Raw genomic sequence first — 21636 nt, 5'->3', positions numbered from 1 at the left:
CCCTAGAACACAATGTTTTCTGACAACAAAAAACCTCGACCTATGAATGAATTTGGCGGACAGCCCAATAGAATTGAAAAAAACACCAAAATAAAGGGCGAGATTACCTCCGAAGCCGATTTTAGGATAGATGGCAAATTGGAAGGCAATGTGACCACCTCCGGCAAGGTCGTCATCGGAAAAGATGGCTACATCAATGGAAAGGTAGAATGTGTGAATGCAGATATTGAAGGGCGGTTTAATGGAGAACTTATAGTAAAGGATTTACTTTCCTTAAAATCCTCTGCAACCATTGAGGGTACCGTAAGCGTGGCCAAATTGGCCGTGGAGCCGGGAGCTACCTTTAATGCTGCCTGTACCATGGGCAAAGCAGCTGCATCTGCATCCGCAACCAAAATGCAGTCAACTGCAAAGAATGAGCCAGCAAAAGCCTCCTAAAAAATATAAAAAAACAATCAATACAGCCGCCCGTTTGTCTGGTTCTGCCATTCAAATGGGTGCTACTATTTATTTAGGAAATCTATTGGGGTCATGGGTAGAAAACAAATATGAGTTTTCATTTGCTGAAGAACTGATTACTTTTATCGCAATAATCATGGCCATGTACATATTAATAAAACAGGCTATTCAATTGAGCAAATGAAGGGAAAAGGTCTGCTACAGGCAACAGTTTTTATTTTGTCTTTTATTTTAACTTACCTATTGCATGCATATTTAATTGGTTGCAATCCCTTTTTTAAAAACTGCGCTTTATTTAAGCCTTACGTTTTTCTATTATCTTTTACGTTATTGGTGGTAATCGTGTTCCTTATATTGGCTCAGGTTAAAAAACTAAAGGACCAATTGGGGTTTATATATTTGGCGACATTGGTGTTGAAATTGCTGCTTTTTGTAGTAGTTTTCCAGAATTATTTTTTTGGTGACATCGCTGAAACCGAGATAAATAAAGGCCATTTTCTAATACCGGTATTTTTGGGTTTGGGCTGTGAGGTGTTCTTTTTGAGTCAACTTTTGAAAAGAATGGAATGAAATCTCGAAAAAAAATTATTTTTTGACTTTTTAATACTACCTTTGCGCGGAATTTGACGAACGGATAAATTCTATAGTTACAATGCGGGTATTTAAAAGATCCATTGATTTAGCAGCCACACTGTTTATATTGTTGTTTTCCATTGGGGTTAGCGCAAGCTCCTCCTCCGACGAAGAAAAAGAGGGAGCAGTAAATACCCAAGAAGAGGTAGAGAGCTACATACTGCACCACATTAAAGATTCTCACGACTTTCATCTTTTTTCTTATACAAATTCAGAGGGAGAGCGCAAGCACGTCGGATTTCCACTACCTGTAATCGTTTGGTCTAGCGAAGGTCTTGTTGCTTTTATGTCCTCAAGATTTCATCATGATGATTCAGGTAATCACATTGTTGAAGCCGGAGGGACACGTTTTGTAAAACTTCATAGCAAAATCTACGAATTGGAATCTGGTGCGGAAGAGATTTCTTTTGATGAAGAACACCATCCAGTTAACGCGCATAAAGTTTTGGATTTTTCAATTACCAAAAGTGTTTTTGGAATGCTCCTAATAGGTGTTCTTATGATCGTATGGTTTGGTGGTTTGGCCAGGCAGTACAAGAAAAAACAAATCCCAACCGGTTTTGGCCGTATTTTGGAGCCTTTGGTGCTTTATGTGCGAGATGAGATTGCAAAGCCTAATATTGGGCACAAATACCGTCAGTTTACAGGGTATCTTCTGACCGTTTTCTTTTTTATATGGATTTTGAACCTTTTGGGGCTTACGCCTTTCGGTTTCAATGTAACGGGTCAGATTGCAGTAACCGCAGCCTTAGCCATCTTTACATTGGTCATCTACACATTTAAAGGAAACAAGGACTATTGGGAGCATATGCTCTGGATGCCAGGAGTTCCTGTATTGATTCGTCCTGTTTTGGCAGTGATTGAATTGGCCGGAGCGTTTTTGATCAAACCGTTCTCATTGTTGGTTCGTTTGTTTGCTAACATCTCGGCGGGCCACATTGTGGTCATGAGTCTTATTGCCATTCTAATAACAATGAAATCAGAATTGACCGTGTTCGGCTCTGGTTTGTTGTCATTTGTTCTTTCTTTGTTTATTACATTGATAGAGTTATTGGTTGCATTTTTGCAAGCATATATATTTACCATGTTGTCCGCGCTGTTTATTGGTATGGCGGTTGCCGAACATGATCATGGTCATGACCACGAAGAGGAAGATGATGCAGAAGAAGTAAGAGCAGACTTTATTTAAATTGAGTTTATTTTTAACTATATAAATTGACTTTTATGACAGTTCCAAATTTAGTAGGTGCAGGATTGATCGTGATCGGTGCTGGTATCGGATTAGGTAAAATTGGTGGTAGTGCAATGGAAGGTATTGCTCGTCAACCAGAAGCAACCGGTAAAATTCAGACAGCGATGATTATCATTGCCGCACTATTGGAAGGTTTGGCATTTGGTGCACTTTTCTTAGGAAAATAATCCAAAAAGCAAAATCATTAAGCTGCCGATGGTAACGGTTGGTTATCTATCGGCAGCCTTTTAAATTTTAATTTAGTTATGGAACAATTATTAAACGATTTTTCCCCAGGCTTGTTTGTAATGCAAACATTAATCATGTTGGTTTTGATATTCATCATGGCCAAATATGCTTGGAAACCTATAATGAATTCCGTTGAAAAACGTGAAGAAGGCATTAAAGATGCCCTTGACGCTGCAGAAGCTGCCAAGAAAGAAATGCAGAACGTTACTGCCGACAGTGAAAGACTTTTAAAAGAAGCCAGAGCCGAAAGGGATGTTTTGCTAAAAGAAGCAAGAGATATAAAGGCCAGTATCATTTCCGAAGCCAAGGAGCAAGCACAAGTGGAAGGCGATAAAATGATCAAGCAGGCCCAAGCTACTATCGAAAGCGAAAAGAAAGCCGCTGTTGCCGATATTAAGGCTCAGGTAGCAAACTTATCTGTAGAGATTGCCGAAAAAGTAATTAAACAAGAACTATCCGATAAAGACAAGCAAGAAAAGTTGGTCGAGGATATGTTGGGCGATATTAAACTGAACTAGAAGACCATGAACCAAAACAGGGCAGCCATACGTTACGCAAAAGCAACCTTGGATTTCGCAGTCGAAAGCAAAGCGGCCGATGCCGTGGAAAAGGACATGCGGGAGATAGCTGCGACCATTTCTGAGAGCGTGGAGCTTCAAAATATGTTGGAGAGCCCGGTCATAAAATCAGAGGTAAAAAAGAACAGTTTGTTGGAAATCTTCAGCGGAGCCAATGAAATCACCAAAGGTCTTCTTCAAACCTTGATCGGCAATAAGAGAATAGCAATGTTACAGGAAGTGGCCTTTAAATACATCATCCTTAACGAAAAATTGAAGGGCGAAGAGGTAGCCTATGTTACAACAGCGGTTCCATTGACCTCCGAATTGGAGAAGAAAATTTTGGAAACTGTGACCAAGGCGACTGGAAACAAGGTCACTTTGGAGAATAAAATCGATGAGAGCATCATCGGAGGATTTGTGCTAAGGGTAGGAGATACCCAATACGATGCGAGCATCGCAAACAAATTGAACGGATTAAAAAGAGAATTTACAAATAGTCTATAAAAATGGCAGGAGTAAAAGCCGCTGAGGTATCAGCAATTTTGAAAAAACAGTTATCAGGTTACGAAGCATCCGCTTCATTGGATGAAGTAGGTACCGTATTACAAGTAGGTGATGGTATTGCCCGTGTGTATGGACTTGCCAATGTTCAATACGGGGAATTGGTGGAGTTTGACGGCGGAATGCAGGGAATCGTTTTGAACCTGGAGGAGGACAACGTAGGTGTTGTATTGTTGGGCCCGTCCAAAGAAATCGTGGAAGGCGCAACGGTAAAAAGAACCGAGCGTATTGCCTCTATCAATGTGGGTGAAGGAATTGTTGGTCGTGTGGTGGATACTTTGGGAAAACCAATCGATGGTAAAGGGCCCATTTCTGGTGAAACCTATGAGATGCCCTTGGAACGCAAAGCTCCAGGTGTAATTTTTAGACAACCAGTAAACGAGCCATTGCAAACAGGTGTCAAGGCGATTGATGCCATGATTCCGGTTGGTCGTGGACAAAGGGAATTGGTAATCGGTGATAAGCAAACTGGTAAAACGACAGTTTGTATCGATACCATCCTTAATCAAAAAGAATTTTACGATGCAGGTGAGCCCGTGTATTGTATCTACGTTGCCATAGGACAAAAAGCATCTACCGTAGCCGCAATCGCCAATACTTTGGAAGAAAAAGGGGCATTGGCCTATACCACCATTGTGGCCGCCAACGCTTCCGACCCTGCTCCGATGCAGGTATATGCTCCATTTGCTGGTGCAGCTATAGGTGAGTTCTTCAGGGATACAGGCCGTCCGGCTTTGATCATCTATGATGATTTATCAAAACAAGCGGTTGCTTATCGTGAGGTATCCTTGTTGTTGAGAAGACCCCCAGGACGTGAAGCGTATCCTGGTGACGTTTTCTTCTTGCACTCAAGATTATTGGAGCGTGCGGCGAAGGTAATTGCCGATGACGATATCGCTAAGAACATGAACGACCTTCCCGAAGTTTTGAAACCCATGGTAAAAGGTGGAGGTTCATTGACTGCACTTCCTATCATCGAAACACAGGCTGGTGACGTTTCTGCCTATATCCCGACCAACGTAATTTCCATTACCGATGGACAGATATTCTTGGAGCAAGACTTGTTCAACCAAGGGGTCCGTCCTGCGATCAACGTGGGTATCTCAGTATCCCGTGTGGGTGGTTCCGCGCAGATCAAGTCCATGAAGAAAGTAGCAGGTACATTGAAGCTTGACCAAGCCCAGTTCCGTGAATTGGAAGCTTTCGCCAAGTTCGGTTCCGATTTGGATGCCGCAACCTTGAACGTAATCGAAAAAGGACGTAGAAACGTTGAGATATTGAAACAAGGACAGAATGATCCGTTTACCGTAGAAGATCAGGTGGCCATCATCTTTGCAGGTTCCAAGAACTTGTTAAGGAATGTTCCTGTGGACAAGGTAAAAGAATTTGAAAAAGATTACTTGGAGTTCTTGAACGCTAAGCACAGAGATGTGTTGGACACCCTTAAAGCCGGTAAATTGACCGACGAGGTAACTGAAACATTGACGGCTGTTTGCAAGGATCTTTCAAGTAAGTATAAAGGTTAAGTTAAGAGTTCAGAGTGATGGGTTATGGGTAAACTTGAAAATAGTCCTGTAAGAATCAAAAGTTTCGAGTTTGCTTGTAAAATTGTCCATTACTGTGATGAACTAAAGAAGAATAAAGATTTTGAGATAGCCTCTCAATTGCTGAAAAGCGGTACTAGCATAGGAGCAAATACTAGAGAAGCACAAAGAGGGGTTAGCGCAAAGGATTTTAAAAATAAATTTGGGATAAGCTTTAAAGGAGGCTGATGAAACAAAGTATTGGCTAGAAATTTTAGAAGCTACCGGCAGAGAAGTTCCCAATGATTTGATGGATAGGTGTGAAGAGTTAATGCGTATCATAGTAGCAATAGTCAAAAACTCTTAACTCAACACTCATAACCCATAATTTAAAACAATGGCAAATCTAAAGGAAATACGTAACAGGATATCATCCATCTCTTCAACGATGCAGATTACCAGTGCCATGAAAATGGTGTCTGCTGCCAAGTTGAAGAAAGCGCAGGATGCTATTACAGCGATGCGCCCCTATTCCGATAAGCTGACCGAGCTTTTGCAAGGACTTAGTGCCAGCTTGGAAGGGGATGGCGGAAGTGAATACGCTGATAAAAGACCCGTGAACAAAGTTTTGGTCGTTGCCATTACCTCGAACAGGGGCCTTTGTGGTGGATTCAATTCAAATATCATCAAGCAGAGCAACAATTTGGTATCTAAAAAATATCCGGGCAAACAAGTCGATTTCTATACCATTGGTAAAAAAGGAAACGATATCCTTAGAAAAAGACACACCATTTTGGGTGACCAGAGCCGTGTATACGATGATTTGACCTTTGACAACGTTGCGGAAATCGCTGAATTGTTAATGCGTTTGTTCACTAAAGGTGATTACGACAAAATTGAATTAGTGTACAACAAGTTTAAGAATGCCGCTACGCAGATTGTAATGACCGAACAGTTCTTGCCCATCGTTGGAGCAGAAGGTGATGAGGCCATCGCAGCGGATTACATTTTTGAGCCATCCAAAGTGGAAATCGTTAAGGAATTGATTCCTAAATCCTTAAAAACACAATTGTTCAAAGCGATCAGGGATTCCTTTGCGAGTGAGCACGGCGCCCGTATGACAGCGATGCACAAGGCAACCGATAATGCCGCCGAACTTAGGGATGAATTAAAATTGACTTATAACAAGGCCCGTCAGGCAGCGATTACCAACGAAATCTTGGAAATTGTTGGTGGTGCAGAGGCATTGAATAACTAGGATAGAACTTAATCAATATATAAAGGCCACCTAACGGGTGGTCTTTTTTGTTTTTCTTAAGGCAATAAGGTTTAGGTAATAATGGCTTTTGCGTAACTTGTAGCCACCTAATCAAGGTTTTTAAAGAAGCAACACCTATTGAATCCATTAAAAAGGCTTTTTAAACAGACATTTATCTATGGTTTGGCCACGGTAATGCCAAGGGTCATTTCTTTCTTCCTGCTTCCGTTGTACACCGCAGTTTTCGAGAATGCATCAGGATATGGACAGTACACCAATATATATGCATGGATTGCCATTTTTAATGTGTTCTTGGCCTATGGAATGGAAACGGCATTTTTTCGTTTCTATCATAAAAGCGGGGACAAGGCAAAAGTAATTTCCACATCGCTGATATCCTTATTGGGTTCTTCTTTTTTGTTTTTGATTTTGGCCCTTTCCCTAAAAGAATGGCTTTCAGGTATTACCAACATCAATGCCGATTACCTCAAGTTTACCACCTATATTTTAGTGCTGGATGCCGTGGTGATTATCCCGTTTGCATTGCTCAGGGCCAACGAAAAACCCATGAAGTATGCGGTGATTAAAACCATTAATGTAGCCATTAATGTGGCTTTTAACGTTTTTTTCCTGCTTGTACTCCCACAGATGGTGAAAGAGTCAGGGTCAGGCTTTATGGCATCTATTTATAAGCCCAATTGGGAAATCCATTACGTTTTGATATCGAACGTTATTGCCAGCGGGGTAACATTGTTGATTTTGCTTCCCACCTATATTAAGGCGTCCTATAAATTCGACCTTGATATTTGGAAGCAAATGATGAAATATGCAGGTCCCATCCTTGTGGCAGGAATAGCTTTTACCATAAACGAGGTATTGGATAAGATTTTGCTCACCGAACTACTCCCACCAGACATTGCAGAGAGCGAAGTGGGGAAATACGGAGCCTGCTATAAATTGGCACTCTTCATGACGCTGTTTGGAACTGCCTTCAGAATGGGTGTAGAACCCTTTTTCTTTAGTCATGCCAAGAGCGAAAAGCCACAAAAAACATACGCACAGATTACCAATTACTTTGTAATTCTGGGCAGCATCATTCTTTTGGGGGTTATCGTTTTTATCGATGTCTTGGGAAAATTGCTCCTCAACAACCCAGTGTACTGGGAAGCCTTGGATGTGGTTCCCATCATACTTTTGGCCAGCTTCTGTTTGGGCATCTACCACAACCTATCCGTTTGGTACAAGGTAACCGATCGGACCAAGTTCGGGGCTTATATTTCATCCGTGGGGGCTATCATTACCTTGATCATCAATATAAGCCTTATTCCAAAGATTGGTTATATGGCATCGGCCCTCGCTACTTTGGCCGCCTATGCCAGTATGATGGTGCTATCCTATCACTTTGGTAAAAAATACTACCCCGTTCCCTACAACATGCGGAAGATTGTGTTTTACCTATCCGTATCACTCATATTTTCAATACTATCATTCTATGTTTTTAATAGAAATTTAATAGCTGGCAGCATACTGTTTTTGTTATTTTTGGGGTTAGTGTATAAGATGGAAGGAGATAAACTACGAAGCATATTAATAAGACGTGAAGATTAAGATCATAAACAAATCGGGCCATAAGTTGCCGCATTACGAGACACTTGCCTCGGCAGGGATGGATTTACGAGCGGATATAGAATCCCCCATAACTTTAAAACCTTTGGAGAGGGCCATTGTCCCCACAGGACTTTTTATGGAACTACCCGTGGGTTATGAGGCACAAGTGCGACCACGTAGCGGATTGGCAGCCAAAAAAGGGATTACAGTGCTTAATGCACCTGGCACCATCGATGCCGATTATCGTGGAAACGTCGGGGTGATCTTGGTGAACCTATCCAATGAAGACTTTACCATAGAAAACGGGGAGCGTATCGCCCAAATGGTAATTGCCAAGCACGAACGAGCCGAGTGGGAAGAAGTCGAAACCCTTTCCGATACTGATAGGGGCGAAGGCGGATTTGGAAGCACTGGCACCAAATAGAGAAGAATGTCAGGTCGAGCACAGTCGAGACCCTGTTGAATAAAGTATAACCTTTAAAAGATATCCGCTTTTGCGGGCATTTCTATGAAAATAATAGTTCCAATGGCGGGAAGAGGATCCCGTTTAAGACCACATACATTAACAGTTCCAAAACCATTGATACCCGTTGCGGGCAAACCCATTGTTCACCGATTGGTGAGCGATATTGCCAAGGTATTGGGAGAACCTATCGAAGAAGTTGCCTTCATATTGGGAGACCCCGCCTTTTTTGGGGACGACGTAGTGGAAAGTTTAATGGAGCTGGCAAGTGAATTGGGAGCCAAAGGGTCCATTTACAGACAGGACAAACCGCTTGGAACGGGACACGCCATTATGAGCGCCAAAGAGTCCTTGAGTGGGCCTGCAGTAATTGCCTATGCCGACACCTTGATTCGTGCCGACTTTGATTTGGACAAATCGGCCGATAGCGTTATTTGGGTAAAACAAGTAGAGCGTCCAGAAGCTTATGGAGTGGTCAAACTGAACGGTACCAATGAAATTGTTGAATTGGTGGAGAAACCACAAGAGTTTGTTTCCGACCTTGCGGTAATCGGTATTTATTACTTTAAAGATGTTGGTGTGCTCAAAAACCAGCTTCAACATGTGTTGGACAACGACATTACCCATGGCGGCGAATATCAAATCAATGATGGCATAAAGCGGATGATGGAAAAGGGCATGAAATTTGTTCCTGGTAAAGTGGATGAATGGATGGACTGCGGCAATAAAAATGTGACTGTAGAAACCAATCAGCGTATGTTGGGCTTTCTGGAAAATGAAGGAGAAAACATGATTGCCGATTCCGTAAAACAGGAAAATGCGAATATTATAGAACCCTGTTTTATTGGCGAAAACGTAGTGCTTAAAAACACAACGGTCGGACCGTATGTTTCGGTTGGAGCGAATACCGTTTTAGAGAATTCAACCATAAAAAATAGTTTGATCCAGAGCAATAGTAAAATCAGCAATGCCAATTTGGACAATGCTATGATCGGCAATCACGTTGTTTATAATGGTAATTTTGAGACCATTAGTATTGGAGATTATTCCGTTTTGGAATAACTTTAGAATGGATTTTTAGTTGGATGGGGACTTAGGATGTTAATATGAAAAAGAAACTTCTTGTTTGGATGGTTTTGGGAGCATCAATCATGATGCATTACGGCACCTATGCCCAAGAAGAACAGGAAAGCGCCGAAGTCTACCTCGAAGAATATACCGACGAGTTTCAAGAGAACTTCTTTGAAGCCCTAAAGCAAAAAGGTATCCAAAATTACGATAGGGCCGTGGATTTGTTCCTAAAATGCAAACAACTGGAGCCGAACAATAGTGTAGTGGACTACGAGTTGGCCAAGGCTTATATGTTCGATAAAAAGTACGTGCAGGCCCAAGACTATGCAATCGAAGCCCTGTTATCGGAACCTGAAGATTATTGGTATCTGGACAATTTATTGACCATTCTGGACAAGCAAGGAAGCCCAATCGAAAGCATTAAACAACGCATACCCTACTACAACAAGAAACTGCAGCAGAATATGGCCGTTTCCCTTTTTAAAATGAAGAAGTACGGGGAAGCTTCAAAAGTGTTGGATGATTTGGAGAACTCTCAACTGAAATCAGACCTCGAAGGAAAAATAAAAGATTCCCTTCAAAAAGATAAAGAACCGGACACCGCACCTATCGTTAAAAAAGAAGAAGATTTGGACGACCCTGTGGCTCAGTTGAAAGCTCAGATGGAGCAATTGATAACAGCCTCGGAATATGAAACGCTTTTGAGCGATTCCCAAGAAGCGTTGGACTCTTATCCGTTGCAGCCTTATTTTTACTACGCCTACGGAACATCTTTGAACAATACGGGAAATCCTAATAAAGGTATAGAGGTTTTGGAAAGCGGACTTGACTATCTTTTGGATGATGAAGGATTAAAGAACAAAATCTACAAGCAGCTATCCGAAGGGTATTCCAAAATTGGGAACACCCAAAAAGCAAACGAATATTTGAACAAAATCAATTCAGGATTATAATGAACCTACATAAAAACATAACACGAATTGCTGTTTTGACGGCTTTTCTTCTCACTCTAGGGGCTTGTAAAAGTACCAAGTCCATAACTGGTGGAGAGGTCAACTCGCGACTATCGGCAAAGAACATCATCAACGCGCATTATTCCAATCAATCTAAATTCAAAACATTGAGGGGTAGGGTCAAGATCGACTATGCCAACGGCGACGATTCACAGGGCGTAAACGTGAGCCTCCGAATGGAAAAGGACAAGGTCATTTGGATGAGCGCTCCCCTTGGCGTGGTCAAAGCACATATTACGCCGAACAAGGTGTCTTTCTACAACAAGCTCCAAAACGAATATTTTGATGGCGATTTCAGCTATTTGAGCGACTTACTGGGTACAGAACTCGACTTTGAAAAAGTACAGAATCTGCTGTTGGGGAATGCCGTGTTGGATTTAAGAAAGGAAAAATTCAATTCTGAAGTGTACAATGGAAACTATCAACTAAAGCCAAAAAAGGCTAGGGAACTCTTCAAAATCTTGTTTCAATTGGAACCCAAAAACTTTAAAATAGCCACACAAGAAATAGCCCAACCGGAAAATTCCAGACAGTTAATGGCCAAATATACTTATCAGAATATTTCGGGAAATGTGCTGCCAGAGGATATCAAAATAGTAGCCGAAGAAAAAGGTGCACTGACAACGATAGACTTGAGTTTTCGTAACTTGGAACTCAATAAACCGATGAATTTCCCCTATAAAGTGCCGAAGGGCTATGATAAAATTACATTAAAGTAATATGAAAGGTAAAATTTCATATAATGCTTGTTATTTGATAGTTATATTTTTTGTTTCACTGGGTTCCTATGCTCAAACGAGTGAACAAAAGGTGCTCGAGGCGAAAAGAGAACGTTTACAGGAAGAAATCAAGGAGATCAACAGATTGCTCTTCGCCGAACGTAAGGAAAAGGGTACCGTTTTGGACCAAATGGAGGCTCTGGACAACAAGATAAACGTCCGACAAGAACTTATTCGGGTCACCAATCAGCAGTCGAATTTGCTAAACAGACAGATCAACGTCAACATCAGAAACATAAGTAAACTTCGGGAGGATTTAGAGACCCTAAAAGATGATTATGCAGAACTCATCCGAAAAACCTATCAGAACAAATCGCAAAGCAACAGATTGATGTTCTTGCTTTCTGCTGAAAATTTTTACCAAGCCTTCAAACGGCTTCAGTATATGCAACAATATGCAAAGCATCGGAAAAAGCAGGGCGAGGGCATCGTTAAAAAAACCGAAGAGCTAAAGACTTTAAATCAGGATTTGGTTCGACAGCGAAAAGAAAAGGACCAACTCATTGCCGAAAATCAAAAAGCTAAAGCGGAACTATCCAAGGAAATTGAATCCCAAAGAAGCCTTCTAACAAGTATAAAACAGAACGAGGCCAAATACACCGCCGCAATTGCCAAAAAGCAAAAAGAAGCCCGCAAAATTGATCGTGAGATAGAAAGAATGATTAAAAGCGCTATCGCAAGTTCCAACAAAAGTTCAGGGAAATCGACTAGTAACGCAACTTTTGCCTTGACACCCGAAGCTAAATTGCTGGCCGATAATTTCTCTTCTAATAAAGGGAGGTTAATTTGGCCCGTGGAAAAGGGAATCAAAAGCCAGGGGTATGGAGTGTATGCGGATAAATTGTACCCAGGCATTAAGCATCGAAACAACGGCGTCACCATTACTACCGATGCAGGAAGCAAAGCAAGAGCCATCTTTGAAGGTGAAGTCATTGCAATTTTATCGGTTCCAGGTGGAAACAAAGGGGTGCAAATAAAACACGGAAACTACATAAGCACGTACTATAACCTTTCCAATCTGTACGTGAAAAAGGGGGATAAAGTAGCCGCCAAAGAGGTGTTGGGCGAAATAAATACCAATCGGTTGGACGGCAGCACCAAATTGAAGTTTTACCTTTATAAGGACTCCAATCGATTGAATCCCGAAGATTGGATCTATCAACTCTAACACTATGAAGAAAATAACAGATGTACAAGGCGCCTTTGAACTGCATAATGGGGTCCGGATGCCCTATTTTGGACTGGGGGTATATCAATCCGAAGATGGAAGCGAAGTGATCAACGCGGTAAAAACTGCATTGAACCATGGTTATCGCCACATTGATACTGCGGCCATTTACCATAATGAAGAGGGCGTTGGCACAGGAATTCACGAAAGCGATGTGGACCGAAAAGACGTATTTTTAACAAGTAAGGTCTGGAATACCGACCAGGGCTACGATGCCACGCTTAAAGCTTTTGATACTAGTTTGGGCCGTTTGGGAACCGATTATCTTGATCTGTACCTCGTGCATTGGCCAAAAGGCGAAATTTCAAAGGAAACTTGGAAGGCGCTTGAAAAATTATACAAAGAAAAAAGGGTCCGAGCCATTGGAGTGAGCAACTTTTTGCGACATCATTTGGAAGATTTATTGACCTCGGCAGAGATTGTACCGATGGTAAACCAAATGGAGTTTCATCCCTATTTGGTGCAACAGGATTTGATTGATTTTTGCAACTCCAAAGGCATTCAATACGAAGCATGGTCCCCATTGATGCAGGGCAATATCTTTGACCTGGATATCATGAAGGATTTGGCCTCCAAATACAACAAGACCATTGCACAGATCGTTTTGCGATGGGACCTTCAAAAAGGGGTGGTCACCATCCCAAAATCATCCAAAAAAGAGCGAATCATTGCAAACGCAGACCTCTTCGATTTTAAATTATCGGAAGAAGACGTAAAACTGCTCGATGGACTGGAAAAAGGCAAACGTTTTGGCCCAGACCCTGATAATTTTGCTTTTTGATTTTTCCCAAACAGTTGCTTAATGAGGTGTCTTGGTTTTTTACCATGGTGATTTATCCAAATCAGTATTCCAAAGGCTCTTTTCTAGCATACCTGACCCTCAAAATATAGACAGCATTTTCCTCAACAAGATAGGATATCCGATAAGAGAACTTTTCATAGACTCTGACATTTCCTTTATTCCCCCTCTTTAGTGTATCAAGTTTGTAGATTTCAGGGTCTGTTGCCAAAATGTTGACGGAATTATGGATTTCTGTAATGACCCTTGTGGTTGTTTCAATAGACTTTGACTCTTCTAGTAGATATAAAAAGGCCTGGTTCAAGTCTGCTTCGGCCCAATGTGTCCAAATTATTTTTCTGCCCATTTTTTGATGTGCTCACCAACTTGCTCATGAGAGTATAACTCCCCATTTTCTATTTGGGCAATGGACTCATCCAATTCCTTGTTGTACTGTTCCAAACTGATACGTTCGTCATCGTCGTCATTGTAATTGTCGGCCATGGCCTTGACGAGTCTCAAGAACCTGTGGTCGGCCTTCTTGACGTATTCCAGTACACTTTGTCTTAAATCCAAGGTTGCCATACTATTCTGTGTTTGTTATAGTAAAGATACAACTTTCATTCAACAGCTATCATGTTGATTGCACAATGGCAGGCCCTTAAGTAGTAAACAGCGCCTTGAGCTCCGTAGCATCAGATGGCTTCATTTTGCCGGCAAGTACCAAGCTCAATTGCTTACGGCGTAGTGCGGCGGCATAGCGTTCCTTTTCCAAGTCGGTTTCAGGCTCCAATGGTGGGACTTCGGTAGGTTTCCCCGTATCATCCACGGCTACAAAGGTGTAAATGGCCTCGTTGGCCTTGGTGCGTTCGCGGGTAAAGCGATCTTCGATCCAAACATCTATAAAAATCTCCATGGATGTTTTAAATGCCCTGGAAACTGATGCTTCCACGGTTACCACGCTCCCGAGAGGTACAGCTCTGTTAAAGGCGACGTGGTTTACAGAAGCGGTCACGGTAATACGTCGACTGTGCCTACGGGCCGAAATACTGGCAGCCCGGTCCATACGGGCCAAGAGTTCCCCACCAAAAAGATTGTTGAGGGGGTTGGTTTCACTGGGCAATACCAAATCGGTCATCACCGTGCGGGATTCACTGGGAGTTTTAGCGCGCATACCTTAAAATTTTGCGCAAAGATATTGAAGTGTGGAATGGTTTTTAAAGGAAAGCGAGATTATTTCTCGGAAAGCATCCAAGCATCCCTTGAATCCTCGGCTTTTACCTTTCTTAAAAAGGCAAGTGCCTCCTTGGGATCATCAAAACTATCGTAGGCCACTTGATGAAGCCCATATTTGTTTTCGCCCAAATAAAAAGCGTTGTATCCCTTTTCTTTGAGTTGGTCAACCTTTTTATCAGCATTTTTCTCTTCACGGAAAGCCCCGGCAATTACATGGTGTTTGCCGAGTTTCTTTTTGGTCACTTTAATGTTGATGGCAGGAAGTTCCAATGGAGCACTTTCAAAAAAAGTAGCTTCCTGAATTAAGCGTGACACTTCCTGTTGTGCATCTTGCTGTGCGGCCACTTCCTTTTGCTGAAGGTCACCGTAAGTTCGGTACGAGGTAACTCCCAAGGAAACCGCCAATAAAATCACGGCAGCATATTTTAACCAAGGTCTAAAAGAAGTTTGCTCTCTTTTCTCTGGCGTAATGATAAACGGAATGCGTTCTTCCAATTCTTCTACCTCTTCTTTGATGACCTCGCGCTGAATAGGTGTTGCAGCAAATGTTGATAAACCAAAGGAAGATGTTAAAAAATTGATTTTTTCTTCGGGTTGGAACTGTATTCTCTGTTCGCGGTTGTGCCACAATTTCCCAATGCCAAAAAGCTCAATGCTCTCCCCTTGGGCCAGCTTATTGTTCCAATCTTGGGCAATGTTTTCCACTTCTTTAAGCATTTCCTCATACCCCAAATTCTTTTCTTTGGAAATATGGGAAACCAACAAACCATCATTCTTGGAAAGCTGGGCGTTAAAGGAAATGGTCTTGCTTGGTGGCACTAAAGTATTGCTTGCCAAATCAATTTCTGCGGATTTACCATGGGCCAAAAATGCCCCAAAACCAGGTACCACAACACAATTGTAATCGAACAAGAGTTTTTCTATGTATGAATCAATCCGCATAAGCACAAATATTGGAAAAAAAGCAACAGCACAAAATAAGCCGGATAACTTTTTATTAACATATCAAAATCTGTATTTTGTGAACAACTTTGACACCCAAATCAAATGACTGAACCTGAAATTATTGCGGCTTTGCGGCTGCAAAATATTCCCAATATCGGGGATGTTACGGCAAAAAAATTAATTGCCCATTGCGGAAGTCCATCCGCCATTTTCGAGGACAAATTGCACCATCTTTTAAAAATTGACGGCATTGGCAAGATGACCTTGAAAGGTTTGTTTGATACCATCCATTTGGAAGAAGCCCAAAAGGAGTTCGAATTTTTGTCCAAAGAAGACATCTCTATCTCCTATTTTATGGATGATGATTATCCTACCCGTTTGAAGCATTGCGTGGATGGCCCCATTTTGTTGTTTCAACGAGGTAATATTAATTTGAATGACCAAAAAATCATCAGTGTCGTAGGTACTAGGAATGTAACCAACTACGGAACTTCGTTTTGCCAGCAATTTATTGAAGAATTGGCACCTTTGGACCCGATTATCGTAAGTGGTTTGGCCTATGGCGTTGACATCGCCGTTCAAAAAGCAGCAATGGATCATGGGTTGCAGACCATTGCCTGCATGGCGCACGGTCTCAATCAAATTTACCCGAAGGTGCATGCCAAATACCAATCCAAGATGGAGCAAAATGGTGGTTTTATGACCGAGTTCTGGAGCAGCAGTCAACCCAATCGGGAGAATTTCCTAAAACGAAACCGAATTATCGCTGGGATAAGCGAAGCGACCATCGTAATCGAGTCTGCCGAAAAAGGAGGTAGTTTGGTCACGGCTGATTTGGCCCACGGCTATCATAGAGAGGTGTTTGCCGTTCCCGGAAGAGCGACTGATAAATGGAGCAAGGGCTGTAACGACCTCATTAAATACCAAAAAGCGCATTTATTAACCTCTGCTGCCGAGCTGGTTTACCTTTTGGGGTGGGAAATTGAGGAGAAAAAGCAGGAAAAAACGGTGCAAAGGCAGCTGTTCGTCGAGTTGGACGAAACAGAACAGTCAATCTACTCGTACTTGCAATTGAACGGAAAACAACTGCTGGACACCGTGGCTTTAGAGTGCAATTTGCCAATTTTTAAGGTTTCGTCCATTTTATTGAACATGGAATTGAAAGGCGTGATCCGACCATTGCCCGGTAAAATGTTCGAGGCGATATGATCGGTCAATATGGAAAATCTCAAAAATTAATCATTCCGATTAGATTTCTCGGTCACAAGTTCCTTTACATAAATGACAACAAATGTATTACTCGGTTGGCAAAGGCGGAGGCGTATTGCCTCCCAAGAACGATTTCAATTCCTCTACCTCTTTCAATGCGGTCCAAGCAGTCATACCTTGTTTCCATATCAAACTGTCACGGTTAATGGTTCGTGAGGCGAATAGGGAACGCATTTGCTCAAAGGTCACTGGGCCGTGTTGGGTTCCGTTCGTTGCATAATGGTACATGGTTTGTGCAGGCAGTGGTGGAGGAACGGCTCCAGCCGAAGGTTGCGCAGCTTGCTGTGGTGCACTTTGGGTGTTTCCGCCCATCATGCCGCCCATTTGTTGGGCCAGTGCAAAGCCCATGCCCATGCCCATGCCGGCACCAGCAGTACCACCTTCGTTTTGTGCAGCGGCCTCAATGGCTTTGGCCGTTTTGAACTTGGTCAATTTGTCCAGGTCCAGTTTGTCGATTCGGCTGTATTCGAAGATTTCTTTTTTAAGGTCTTCGGGCATGGAAACATTCTCGATATAGAATTTTTCCAAGGAAATACCCACACTCTCAAACTCGGGGGCCATTACTTCCCGACAGGTGTCCGAAAGTTCGGTAGTGTTGGCGGCATAGAGCTCAATTGGGAGATTGGCTTGTCCAACGGTATTCGTAAATCGAGTGGCAATCAAACTTTTTAAGTGCTCATTGATTTCAAAATTGGTGAAATTGCTGTCCGTACCTACGATATCCTTGATGAACTTTCCTGCATCGGAAATTTTAAAGGCATACGTTCCGAAAGCTCTTATCTCTACCAAACCAAAGCGGTCATCACTTAAGGTGATAGGGCTTTTGGTGCCCCATTTTTCATCGGTGAACAAATGGGTGTTCACAAAATACACTTCGGCCTTAAAAGGAGAGTTGAAGCCATATTTCCAACCCTTCAAGGTGGCTAAAATAGGCAGGTTTTGTGTGGTAAGGTCGTAAGTGCCCGGTCCGAATACATCGGCCAACTGCCCTTCATTGATAAAAACGGCGGTCTGCCCTTCGCGAACAATAAGTTTGGCACCGTTTTTTATTTCATTTTGATAGCGCTCAAACCGATATGCAATGGTATCGTCGGTGTAGTCGAGCCATTCGACAATGTCGATAAACTCGTTGCTAAGTTTTTCTTTGATCTTTCCAAAAATATCCATGGTAGTGTTTTTTGATTTACGCTTACCAATGTATAAAAAAGGTCGAAAGCACGGAAATTTAATTTTTGGCTATTCCACCTTGCACGAAGTGTCCGCAATAATCTTCCATTCCCCGTCAATTCTTTTGAGAACCAACATAAAAATACCTTGCAAATTGCCCACGGGTCGGGTCAAATGGTATTTGCCCATCACTGTATAGGCATCATCATTGATTTTGGAAATATCGTTGGACACCAATTCCAATTTACCAAAATGGTCCTTGGAGGGATAGCTTTTTTTATAGCGGTCCATCGTGCTTTGCCATCCCTTTACCACTCCCGAACTGCCGTAGAAGGTAAGTTCATCCGATTTCCAGTAAGTTTCCATGAACTCCTCGATGTCGTAATTGTTCCAAGCTGCTTGTTGGGTGGACAATACGTTGAGAATGGCGGTTTTATCCGCAGTTTCTTGAGAAGACTGTGAAAAACACACAATTGACAAGAAAAATACAAGGAAGGATAGTTTTTTCATAAGGGTGGAATTTAATTTTGTTTTCCTGCTGCCTTCAACATTTTTAATACTTGTTCCTTTGGAATGGCCTCGATTTTGTGTCCATCCCGTCCAATCATCGTCTCCCCGGCAAAAAGGGAATTCAAGATGGCTTCCTCGGTCGCTTCAATGGTAGCAAGGAACAAAGGTGTCATGGCTTCATTTCGTAAAGTTGTCGTGGTTTGTGCTGTACTTTCACTTTGGTATGGAATTCGGCACGCTTCTGCTGTGGAAACGGCGATTACATAATCACCACTGCCATTGCTGGCAATACCCCCCGTTCGTGAAAGACCCAGCATCGCTCTTTTGGCCAAGCGTTCCAAGTTTCTGGAATCCAATGGAGCATCGGTGAGCACGACCATCATGCAGGAACCATCCGCAGAATATTTGAGAGCGTCCGAATAGCGGTCGAGTTGCTTGTCCACCTCTACGCCTGCAATCTGCAAAACACCTCCAAAATTGGACTGCACCAAAACGCCCACGGTATAGCCGCCCAATTTTTTGGGCAACACTCTGGATGATGTTCCAATCCCACCTTTAAACCCAAAACAGATGGTTCCAGTACCCGCTCCAATATTACCTTCGGTAACGGGACCAGACTTTGCATTTTCAATGGCTTCAAGCACATGTTCCTCAGTTACATGTCGTCCACGGATGTCGTTGAGATAACCATCGTTGGTTTCACCGACCACGGCATTTACGGAACGGACATCATCGTTTTCAGGTTGATTGAGCGTGTAGCCAATAACGGCATTCATTGCTGTGGGAACACTTAAGGTGTTGGTCAAGATGATGGGCGTTTCCAAATTCCCTAGTTCCTTTACTTGGGTGTAACCAGCGAGTTTGCCAAAACCATTGCCCACATAAATAGCAGCGGGCACTTTTTCCTGGAAAATGTTTTTGGAATGAGGAAGAATGGCAGTGACTCCTGTTCTAATGTTATCCCCCTCAATTAGTGTGGAATGACCTACTTGCACACCAGGCACATCGGTGATGGCATTCAAGGCTCCCGGTTTTAGGACACCAATCTCGACCCCATGGTCCCGAAGACGGTTTTGTGATAGCATCAACAACGGGAATATGAAAAATAAAAAACAAAAGCTGGGATTTCGTTTATTCATAACTGACCAATTAATCTTTTAAAGCGCTCACCGTAACCAGCAATTGTCCCACATGGCGTTGGCTGTGTTCGGCCGCATGAAAAAGCAATCCTATTACGGTAGTGGGGAGCTTCTTTCTTCCCACAAAGCGCTTGTTTGTAAGCGTCGTTTCGGGGATAGTTTTAAAATAGTCCAAAGCTTGGCCCACCTTTGTCTCAAAATCAGCTATTAATCGCTGCGATGTTGGAGCATTTTCTCCATTCCCTTCATTTTTTAAGTATTGGAATTGTGCATCTGTCAAGGTTTCTTCTTTTGCGTAGGTCATTAATCGATCTAACACGCCTGTCAAATGTTTTAGGTGAAACCCGACCGAAGCCCTGCCAAATGGTTTTTCCCAAAGTTTATCTTCGGGAAAATCGGATAAATACTGCTTTACCTCACGTACCGATTGCAACAGTGCATGTGCGGCAGGTTGCAACAGTGCGGGCACATCATGTATGGGACCACTTAGCCAATACTCTTGAGAGGATGACATAGAAAATTTTACTTTTTAAAAATCTCGATAATCCCCAGCCAAATATTTGTTGGCTTTTTCTTCTTTGAATTGGGCAGTTTCTGCATCCCAATGCAATGTCTCGCCGGGAAAACGACCCGCGATGGTTCCCAATAGAATAGTTTCAGTCAGTCTTGCCGCATAATCAAAAGGAGCGGTAGTGGTATCCTTGCCCAAACAAGCATCTACAAATTGGTGGTAGTGTTTAGGTCCTTCAGTGGCATAATTTCGGATAGGTTCTCCCAAGTTGTGCTCTTCGGAAACCTTGGCAATTTCCTTGGAGATATCCACGTATTTCCCTTTCCTGATTTTCTTTGGTAATTGCATAAAGTGAGGTAGCAACAAACGTCCCTTTTCACCCACGAACATAGCTCCCTGTTCTGGTAACTCGTTTTCACCCGCTACACCTGCATCCAAGGAGATGCTGTTCTCGTCACTCGTATTAGTCGTTTTTTTGTCCTTTTTCATTTCCATGCCCGGCAACATAAGGTCTTCGTGCATTTCTGGAACGCCAGGTCCATCGTACCAAATCCATTTTAGGGATTTGCCTGTGTGTTTGGTGCCTGGGAATTCATAGGTAACCGTATTTTTTTCTGGGAAACCAAACCCATTGGTGGGTCTGCACTGCGTCATAATGGTTCTTGGAACATCCAGTTCCAAAGCGTTGTACGGGGTATCAAAAATATGCACGCCCATGTCGCCCAAGGTGCCACAGCCATAATCCATGAGTTTCCTCCAGTTTCCGGGGTGGTACATTCCATCTTTATAAGGCCTTTCTTTGGAGGTGCCCAACCAAAGGTTCCAATCCAACTGGTCAGGAACGGGGTCTTCACCTTCGGGCAATGGACCATCGTAACCCCAGTTTTTGGGAGACCATGCATGCACGGTGTGTACTTTTCCGATAATACCGGATTGAATCAAAAGGGTGGCCAGTTTGTAATCGTAAAAAGAGTGTACCTGTATACCCATTTGCGTGACCAATCCTTTTTCGGCTGCCAATTTTTTCATTTCCCTAGATTCGGAAACGTAGTGTGTCAATGGTTTTTGACAGTAAACGGGCTTGTCCATGTTCATTGCCATTAACGAGGCTGGTGCATGGGTATGGTCGGGTGTTGAAACGATAACGGCATCAATTTCGTCGCCCATTTCTTCCAGCATGGCACGGTAATCAAAAAAGATACGTGCTCCCGGATGCATTTTATGGGCTGTGGATAGGTTGATGGCATCTACATCGCAAAGAGCGATTACCTCAACTGCTTCGTGGGAGGAGACGGCCTTTAGGTCCTCCATCCCCATATTACCGACTCCAATGTGGGCTGTTCTTAGTTTTTCTTTTGGGAAGCCTGCCTTTAAAATGGAAGGGGCAAACATGATTCCAAGTGCTCCCACACTACTTTTCTTGATAAATTCTCTTTTGTTCATGG

28 protein-coding genes are annotated in these 21636 nt (G+C 42.7%); 19 read left to right on the top strand and 9 right to left on the bottom strand.

Going from position 1 to position 21636, the window contains the following annotated elements; genetic code table 11:
- The first annotated feature begins 12 nt into the window (after nt 1-12).
- The 18 genes from GO009_RS00890 (at nt 13) to GO009_RS00815 (ending at nt 13417) form a co-directional block, all read left to right on the top strand.
- Nucleotides 13-438, top strand: coding sequence for a polymer-forming cytoskeletal protein (locus GO009_RS00890; RefSeq protein WP_163624264.1), 426 nt, complete (start codon nt 13-15; stop codon nt 436-438).
- Nucleotides 416-643, top strand: coding sequence for an AtpZ/AtpI family protein (locus GO009_RS00885; RefSeq protein WP_163624263.1), 228 nt, complete (start codon nt 416-418; stop codon nt 641-643). Before GO009_RS00890 ends, GO009_RS00885 begins: the two co-directional genes overlap by 23 nt.
- Nucleotides 640-1029, top strand: coding sequence for a DUF6168 family protein (locus GO009_RS17960; protein ID WP_369008825.1), 390 nt, complete (start codon nt 640-642; stop codon nt 1027-1029). Before GO009_RS00885 ends, GO009_RS17960 begins: the two co-directional genes overlap by 4 nt.
- 82 nt (nt 1030-1111) lie before the next feature.
- On the top strand, nt 1112-2281 hold the full coding sequence (atpB, locus tag GO009_RS00880) for a F0F1 ATP synthase subunit A (protein ID WP_163624262.1): 1170 nt from the start codon (nt 1112-1114) through the stop codon (nt 2279-2281).
- A 35-nt stretch (nt 2282-2316) separates the two neighbouring features.
- Nucleotides 2317-2511, top strand: coding sequence for an ATP synthase F0 subunit C (gene atpE, locus GO009_RS00875; RefSeq protein ID WP_014032715.1), 195 nt, complete (start codon nt 2317-2319; stop codon nt 2509-2511).
- Between the two features lie 78 nt (nt 2512-2589).
- Nucleotides 2590-3090, top strand: coding sequence for a F0F1 ATP synthase subunit B (locus GO009_RS00870; RefSeq protein ID WP_163624261.1), 501 nt, complete (start codon nt 2590-2592; stop codon nt 3088-3090).
- Between the two features lie 6 nt (nt 3091-3096).
- The gene (atpH, locus tag GO009_RS00865) at nt 3097-3636 is read left to right on the top strand and encodes an ATP synthase F1 subunit delta (RefSeq protein ID WP_163624260.1); all 540 of its coding nucleotides are present in this window, start codon (nt 3097-3099) and stop codon (nt 3634-3636) included.
- A gap of 2 nt (nt 3637-3638) precedes the next feature.
- Nucleotides 3639-5219 carry a F0F1 ATP synthase subunit alpha gene (gene atpA, locus GO009_RS00860; RefSeq protein WP_163624259.1) on the top strand — a complete coding sequence of 527 codons (1581 nt, stop codon included), beginning with the start codon at nt 3639-3641 and terminating at the stop codon, nt 5217-5219.
- Nucleotides 5220-5243: 24 nt separating this feature from the next.
- The gene (locus GO009_RS00855) at nt 5244-5465 is read left to right on the top strand and encodes a four helix bundle protein (protein WP_306770380.1); all 222 of its coding nucleotides are present in this window, start codon (nt 5244-5246) and stop codon (nt 5463-5465) included.
- Between the two features lie 22 nt (nt 5466-5487).
- Nucleotides 5488-5583 (top strand): hypothetical protein, encoded by a 96-nt coding sequence (locus GO009_RS17805; protein ID WP_313790190.1) that lies wholly within the window; start codon nt 5488-5490, stop codon nt 5581-5583.
- 30 nt (nt 5584-5613) lie between these two features.
- The gene (gene atpG, locus GO009_RS00850) at nt 5614-6474 is read left to right on the top strand and encodes an ATP synthase F1 subunit gamma (protein WP_163624258.1); all 861 of its coding nucleotides are present in this window, start codon (nt 5614-5616) and stop codon (nt 6472-6474) included.
- 138 nt (nt 6475-6612) lie between these two features.
- Entirely contained in the window at nt 6613-8082 is a 1470-nt protein-coding gene (locus GO009_RS00845; RefSeq protein WP_163624257.1) for a lipopolysaccharide biosynthesis protein, read from the top strand.
- Complete coding sequence (dut, locus tag GO009_RS00840) at nt 8072-8506, top strand: dUTP diphosphatase (protein ID WP_163624256.1); 435 nt, start codon at nt 8072-8074, stop codon at nt 8504-8506. The genes GO009_RS00845 and dut overlap by 11 nt, the downstream gene beginning before the upstream one ends.
- An 84-nt stretch (nt 8507-8590) precedes the next feature.
- Nucleotides 8591-9607, top strand: a complete 1017-nt coding sequence (locus GO009_RS00835; RefSeq protein WP_163624255.1) for a sugar phosphate nucleotidyltransferase — start codon at nt 8591-8593, stop codon at nt 9605-9607.
- Nucleotides 9608-9651: 44 nt separating this feature from the next.
- The gene (locus GO009_RS00830; protein ID WP_163624254.1) at nt 9652-10569 is read left to right on the top strand and encodes a lipopolysaccharide assembly protein LapB; all 918 of its coding nucleotides are present in this window, start codon (nt 9652-9654) and stop codon (nt 10567-10569) included.
- Nucleotides 10569-11348 carry a DUF4292 domain-containing protein gene (locus GO009_RS00825; protein ID WP_163624253.1) on the top strand — a complete coding sequence of 260 codons (780 nt, stop codon included), beginning with the start codon at nt 10569-10571 and terminating at the stop codon, nt 11346-11348. The genes GO009_RS00830 and GO009_RS00825 overlap by 1 nt, the downstream gene beginning before the upstream one ends.
- A gap of 91 nt (nt 11349-11439) precedes the next feature.
- On the top strand, nt 11440-12576 hold the full coding sequence (locus GO009_RS00820; protein WP_313790187.1) for a peptidoglycan DD-metalloendopeptidase family protein: 1137 nt from the start codon (nt 11440-11442) through the stop codon (nt 12574-12576).
- 4 nt (nt 12577-12580) lie between these two features.
- Nucleotides 12581-13417: an aldo/keto reductase gene (locus GO009_RS00815; protein ID WP_163624251.1), complete on the top strand. Its 837-nt coding sequence runs from the start codon at nt 12581-12583 to the stop codon at nt 13415-13417.
- A 61-nt stretch (nt 13418-13478) separates the two neighbouring features.
- Here GO009_RS00815 and GO009_RS00810 read toward each other — a convergent pair whose 3' ends face one another.
- From GO009_RS00810 to GO009_RS00795, 4 genes are all read right to left on the bottom strand, one after another.
- Nucleotides 13479-13781 carry a type II toxin-antitoxin system RelE/ParE family toxin gene (locus tag GO009_RS00810; protein ID WP_163624250.1) on the bottom strand — a complete coding sequence of 101 codons (303 nt, stop codon included), beginning with the start codon at nt 13779-13781 and terminating at the stop codon, nt 13479-13481.
- A complete protein-coding gene (locus GO009_RS00805) occupies nt 13766-13999 on the bottom strand; it encodes a hypothetical protein (protein ID WP_163624249.1) in 234 nt (77 codons plus the stop codon). Before GO009_RS00805 ends, GO009_RS00810 begins: the two co-directional genes overlap by 16 nt.
- Nucleotides 14000-14075: 76 nt before the next feature.
- Entirely contained in the window at nt 14076-14588 is a 513-nt protein-coding gene (locus GO009_RS00800; protein WP_163624248.1) for an acyl-CoA thioesterase, read from the bottom strand.
- Nucleotides 14589-14647: 59 nt separating this feature from the next.
- The gene (locus tag GO009_RS00795) at nt 14648-15592 is read right to left on the bottom strand and encodes an SPOR domain-containing protein (protein WP_163624247.1); all 945 of its coding nucleotides are present in this window, start codon (nt 15590-15592) and stop codon (nt 14648-14650) included.
- A gap of 105 nt (nt 15593-15697) precedes the next feature.
- Between GO009_RS00795 and dprA the strand changes: the two genes are divergently transcribed.
- Complete coding sequence (dprA, locus tag GO009_RS00790; protein ID WP_163624246.1) at nt 15698-16804, top strand: DNA-processing protein DprA; 1107 nt, start codon at nt 15698-15700, stop codon at nt 16802-16804.
- An 87-nt stretch (nt 16805-16891) separates the two neighbouring features.
- Here dprA and GO009_RS00785 read toward each other — a convergent pair whose 3' ends face one another.
- The 5 genes from GO009_RS00785 to GO009_RS00765 all read right to left on the bottom strand — a co-directional run bounded on the left by GO009_RS00785 (nt 16892) and on the right by GO009_RS00765 (nt 21634).
- A complete protein-coding gene (locus tag GO009_RS00785; protein WP_163624245.1) occupies nt 16892-18031 on the bottom strand; it encodes an SPFH domain-containing protein in 1140 nt (379 codons plus the stop codon).
- Between the two features lie 69 nt (nt 18032-18100).
- The gene (locus GO009_RS00780) at nt 18101-18541 is read right to left on the bottom strand and encodes a DUF4440 domain-containing protein (protein ID WP_163624244.1); all 441 of its coding nucleotides are present in this window, start codon (nt 18539-18541) and stop codon (nt 18101-18103) included.
- Between the two features lie 11 nt (nt 18542-18552).
- Nucleotides 18553-19626 (bottom strand): P1 family peptidase, encoded by a 1074-nt coding sequence (locus tag GO009_RS00775; protein WP_239057357.1) that lies wholly within the window; start codon nt 19624-19626, stop codon nt 18553-18555.
- Between the two features lie 64 nt (nt 19627-19690).
- Nucleotides 19691-20194: a DinB family protein gene (locus GO009_RS00770; RefSeq protein WP_163624242.1), complete on the bottom strand. Its 504-nt coding sequence runs from the start codon at nt 20192-20194 to the stop codon at nt 19691-19693.
- Between the two features lie 15 nt (nt 20195-20209).
- Nucleotides 20210-21634, bottom strand: a complete 1425-nt coding sequence (locus GO009_RS00765) for a Gfo/Idh/MocA family protein (RefSeq protein ID WP_163624241.1) — start codon at nt 21632-21634, stop codon at nt 20210-20212.
- Between the last annotated feature and the right edge of the window lie 2 nt (nt 21635-21636).

The organism is Allomuricauda sp. TY007 (assembly GCF_010468565.1).
Lineage (GTDB): Bacteria > Bacteroidota > Bacteroidia > Flavobacteriales > Flavobacteriaceae > Flagellimonas.
The sequence above is the reverse complement of the archived record's forward strand: the minus strand, read 5'-3'. Positions and strand labels throughout refer to the sequence as shown.

Bases quoted from the DNA above. Each gene is read 5' to 3' on its own strand.
- GO009_RS00870 (WP_163624261.1), top strand. From the start codon at position 2,590: ATGGAACAATTATTAAACGATTTTTCCCCAGGCTTGTTTGTAATGCAA.
- GO009_RS00885 (WP_163624263.1), top strand. From the start codon at position 416: ATGAGCCAGCAAAAGCCTCCTAAAAAATATAAAAAAACAATCAATACA.
- GO009_RS00825 (WP_163624253.1), top strand. From the start codon at position 10,569: ATGAACCTACATAAAAACATAACACGAATTGCTGTTTTGACGGCTTTT.
- GO009_RS00770 (WP_163624242.1), bottom strand. From the start codon at position 20,194: ATGTCATCCTCTCAAGAGTATTGGCTAAGTGGTCCCATACATGATGTG.
- GO009_RS00835 (WP_163624255.1), top strand. From the start codon at position 8,591: ATGAAAATAATAGTTCCAATGGCGGGAAGAGGATCCCGTTTAAGACCA.
- atpA (WP_163624259.1), top strand. From the start codon at position 3,639: ATGGCAGGAGTAAAAGCCGCTGAGGTATCAGCAATTTTGAAAAAACAG.
- GO009_RS00795 (WP_163624247.1), bottom strand. From the start codon at position 15,592: ATGCGGATTGATTCATACATAGAAAAACTCTTGTTCGATTACAATTGT.
- atpG (WP_163624258.1), top strand. From the start codon at position 5,614: ATGGCAAATCTAAAGGAAATACGTAACAGGATATCATCCATCTCTTCA.
- GO009_RS00785 (WP_163624245.1), bottom strand. From the start codon at position 18,031: ATGGATATTTTTGGAAAGATCAAAGAAAAACTTAGCAACGAGTTTATC.
- GO009_RS00780 (WP_163624244.1), bottom strand. From the start codon at position 18,541: ATGAAAAAACTATCCTTCCTTGTATTTTTCTTGTCAATTGTGTGTTTT.
- atpE (WP_014032715.1), top strand. From the start codon at position 2,317: ATGACAGTTCCAAATTTAGTAGGTGCAGGATTGATCGTGATCGGTGCT.
- GO009_RS00810 (WP_163624250.1), bottom strand. From the start codon at position 13,781: ATGGGCAGAAAAATAATTTGGACACATTGGGCCGAAGCAGACTTGAAC.
- atpH (WP_163624260.1), top strand. From the start codon at position 3,097: ATGAACCAAAACAGGGCAGCCATACGTTACGCAAAAGCAACCTTGGAT.
- GO009_RS00805 (WP_163624249.1), bottom strand. From the start codon at position 13,999: ATGGCAACCTTGGATTTAAGACAAAGTGTACTGGAATACGTCAAGAAG.
- GO009_RS00855 (WP_306770380.1), top strand. From the start codon at position 5,244: ATGGGTAAACTTGAAAATAGTCCTGTAAGAATCAAAAGTTTCGAGTTT.
- dprA (WP_163624246.1), top strand. From the start codon at position 15,698: ATGACTGAACCTGAAATTATTGCGGCTTTGCGGCTGCAAAATATTCCC.
- GO009_RS17960 (WP_369008825.1), top strand. From the start codon at position 640: ATGAAGGGAAAAGGTCTGCTACAGGCAACAGTTTTTATTTTGTCTTTT.
- GO009_RS00765 (WP_163624241.1), bottom strand. From the start codon at position 21,634: ATGAACAAAAGAGAATTTATCAAGAAAAGTAGTGTGGGAGCACTTGGA.
- GO009_RS00775 (WP_239057357.1), bottom strand. From the start codon at position 19,626: ATGCTATCACAAAACCGTCTTCGGGACCATGGGGTCGAGATTGGTGTC.
- GO009_RS00800 (WP_163624248.1), bottom strand. From the start codon at position 14,588: ATGCGCGCTAAAACTCCCAGTGAATCCCGCACGGTGATGACCGATTTG.
- GO009_RS00890 (WP_163624264.1), top strand. From the start codon at position 13: ATGTTTTCTGACAACAAAAAACCTCGACCTATGAATGAATTTGGCGGA.
- GO009_RS00815 (WP_163624251.1), top strand. From the start codon at position 12,581: ATGAAGAAAATAACAGATGTACAAGGCGCCTTTGAACTGCATAATGGG.
- GO009_RS00830 (WP_163624254.1), top strand. From the start codon at position 9,652: ATGAAAAAGAAACTTCTTGTTTGGATGGTTTTGGGAGCATCAATCATG.
- atpB (WP_163624262.1), top strand. From the start codon at position 1,112: ATGCGGGTATTTAAAAGATCCATTGATTTAGCAGCCACACTGTTTATA.